This window comes from Photorhabdus sp. HUG-39, from assembly GCF_963878365.1.
Lineage (GTDB): Bacteria > Pseudomonadota > Gammaproteobacteria > Enterobacterales > Enterobacteriaceae > Photorhabdus > Photorhabdus kayaii.
On sequence record NZ_CAWNWY010000080.1, the window covers coordinates 1 to 2,884 of the forward strand.

2 tRNA genes, 1 rRNA gene and 2 pseudogenes are annotated in these 2,884 nt (G+C 50.3%); 4 read left to right on the plus strand and 1 reads right to left on the minus strand.

Features of this window, described 5'->3' with window-relative positions:
* Positions 1–192: 192 nt before the first annotated feature.
* The 3 genes from rrf to AAC155_RS23905 all read left to right on the plus strand — a co-directional run bounded on the left by rrf (position 193) and on the right by AAC155_RS23905 (position 791).
* Positions 193–308: ribosomal RNA gene (rrf, locus tag AAC155_RS23895) — 5S ribosomal RNA — on the plus strand.
* A 321-nt stretch (positions 309–629) separates the two neighbouring features.
* A tRNA-Asp gene (locus tag AAC155_RS23900) sits at positions 630–706 on the plus strand.
* Between the two features lie 9 nt (positions 707–715).
* Positions 716–791, plus strand: a tRNA-Trp gene (locus tag AAC155_RS23905).
* Positions 792–1,160: 369 nt separating this feature from the next.
* On the opposite strand, the pseudogene AAC155_RS23910 reads toward AAC155_RS23905, so the two are convergent.
* Positions 1,161–1,580: pseudogene (locus AAC155_RS23910) on the minus strand (RNA-guided endonuclease InsQ/TnpB family protein); the annotation flags it as partial.
* A 204-nt stretch (positions 1,581–1,784) separates the two neighbouring features.
* Here AAC155_RS23910 and AAC155_RS23915 point away from each other — a divergent pair.
* Positions 1,785–2,775: pseudogene (locus AAC155_RS23915) on the plus strand (IS1182 family transposase); the annotation flags it as partial.
* Positions 2,776–2,884: the final 109 nt, after the last annotated feature.

Below are 2,884 nucleotides of genomic sequence, written 5' to 3' on the forward strand. Positions count from 1 at the left end.
GATAGGCTGGGTGTGTAAGCGCAGCGATGCGTTGAGCTGACCAGTACTAATGAACCGAGAGGCTTAACCTTACAACGCCGAAGGTGTTTTGGTGTCGGCAGGGCGTAGAGAGATAAATTTTCAGCTTGTTGAACAGATTGAAGCGGGTGGTTGCGGAAGAAGAGACGCGCCGCCTGGAATAAACCGAATATGCCTGGCGGCGATAGCGCGGCGGTCCCACCTGACCCCATGCCGAACTCAGCAGTGAAACGCCGTAGCGCCGATGGTAGTGTGGGGTCCCCCCATGTGAGAGTAGGGAACTGCCAGGCTTTAAATACCGTAGAAACCCTCAGCGAACGCTGGGGATTTTTGCATATCAGGGTCTGTATCATTTTATTNCGATGGTAGTGTGGGGTCTCCCCATGTGAGAGTAGGGAACTGCCAGGCTTTAATTTAGCATTGTGTTGCGACAGCAAAGCAACATGAGGCAAAAGTAGCAGAGAGTAGGACAAACTCCGTCTGGAACGGGTTTGAACGTCGCGAGTGGCGATGGTCCGAAGGGCAAACGGCAGGAAAGCCGTTTATGAGCTGCTAAGTTTGATATTAAAGTTTTATGTCGTAGCAGCGATATAAATCAAAGAGAATTCGGTGGTGCGGTAGTTCAGTTGGTTAGAATACCGGCCTGTCACGCCGGGGGTCGCGGGTTCGAGCCCCGTCCGCACCGCCACCTTAATTTAGGGGCGTAGTTCAATTGGTAGAGCACCGGTCTCCAAAACCGGGTGTTGGGAGTTCGAGTCTCTCCGCCCCTGCCAGTTATAAGTTAAGTGGCAACTAGGGTAGTTCATAATATTGGTGATCCATATACGCTACTTGAATTAGATTATTGATAAGGCGCTGGCTTCTTGGTCGGCGCCTTTTTTCTAATGGAACTTTGTAAGAAAAACGGATTTGCCTTTACACTAAAAATCCTCTTATGCGAACCTTTTCTCCAGAGATGATCTCACTTGGAAAATTTGTTCCCAAATATTGTCTGGTTCGTAAAGCCAATGTTGCCATCGATTTGAATTCATCATTGATGTTGTTACACATTTTTCAGTTCTCAATGTTATTCGATCTTATAGCAATAAAACCTTTCTTTGTGACTGCTCCCCGCCGCAAAAAACGGCGAGGCTTCCCACTTTTCAGGCCGCCACCGTCTTTATGACGGATTTACGCTGGCCTCCGTGGGCAGAAACGATGAGTCCCGCCGCCCGTAATTCTGTTGTGCCCTTGCGCTGGATGTTGATCGCCGCATTAATATCGCGGTCATGTTCGACATGACAAACCGGGCATTGCCAGATCCGCTTATTTAGCGGCAGTTCTGGCATTTTGTGACCGGAGCCATGGCAGGTTTTCGAGCTGGCGAACCACTGATCCAGTTTGACTAGGTGAACACCTGCCGCCGCGGCTTTGTATTCCAGTTTCATGAGGGAGCCATGTCAGCCCGCATCCCCGATAGCGTGGGCAAGGTGGTGATCCTTCATTATGTTGGCCGATTTCAGCGTCTCAACAATGACCGCTTGGTTTTCGTCAACCATTGTTCGAGAGAGTTTGTGTTGAAATTGGTCGCTCTTAACATATTCAGCGCTCATTGATAGAGTGCATTCATTTTAGCCTATTTTACAGGCAAATATCAATTCAGTCAGGATACGTCGCAGTAGCCAGCCCTAAAGCCCTTTGGGCTTTCAGATTATTGACAAAGTGCTGGTTTTTTATCCGGCCTTTTGTTTTAATTAAGTTCCGTTCACCAAACGGAGCTTGCCGCCATGTTAAGAACACCGCCTCCTCAGACTTTCCCGCCAGAAACGCTTTCGCTTGACGAGCTGGTACCCAAAAATCATCGGGTCCGTAAAATCGATGCCGCTATTGATTTCGAATTTATCCGCGAATGAGTCGCGCCTTTGTATTGTCATAATAATGGCCGACCGGCTATCGATCCCGTTATGTTGCTTAAGATGATGTTACTGAGCTATTTATTTGGCATTCCCAGTGAACGCCGTCTGGTACAGGAAATTCAGGTTAATGTAGCTTATCGCTGGTTTCTGCGCCTCGGACTGACTGAGAAGGTGCCTGATGCTTCGACCCTGAGCCAAAACCGCCGCCGCCGTTTCAATCACAGCGAGGTCTTCCAGCAGATTTTTGACCACATTGTTGAGCAGGCGATCGCCAGAGGGCTGGTGGGTGGACGGGTACTCTATACGGACAGTACCCACCTGAAAGCCAGTGCCAATCCACATAAATCTGAGCAGGCGATGCGGTCGGTTCCCCTCAGCGCCTATCTTAACGAGCTGGATAACGCGGTCAATGAAGACCGGGCTATTGCCGGAAAAAAGCTTAAAGCCAGCCCTTAAGGAACGGCAGAGAAAGACGAAGGTCAGTATCCCCGATCCGGAAAGCGGATTTATGCACCGGACCAACAAACCCAGGGGGTTCTTTTACCTTGACCACCGTAGCGTGGATGGAAAAGTCGGCATCATCACCGATACCTACGCCACCCCGGGCAATGTCCACGACAGCCAGCCCTTTATTGGGCGTCTGGCGCGTCAGCTCAAACGATTCTCCCTGGCTCCCCTCGCGGTTGGGCTGGATGCGGGCTATTTTACGGCCCCAGTCTGTTATTTAACGGAACAGTTAGGCGTCATCCCGATAATCGGTTACCGCCGCTCGAATAAGGGGCCGAACGTCTTCCAGAAGAAGCATTTTACCTATGACAAGCAGCAGGACTGCTATGTGTGCCCCCAGGGCACGAGCATACTTTGACTGCTATTCATCCAAAGAAAACTCTTGCCCGATAATCATCGCACCAACCCGCTTTTTTAAGCTTGTTCCTTTGGCTCGGTGCCCCGCAATCGCATTGTTTGACCAG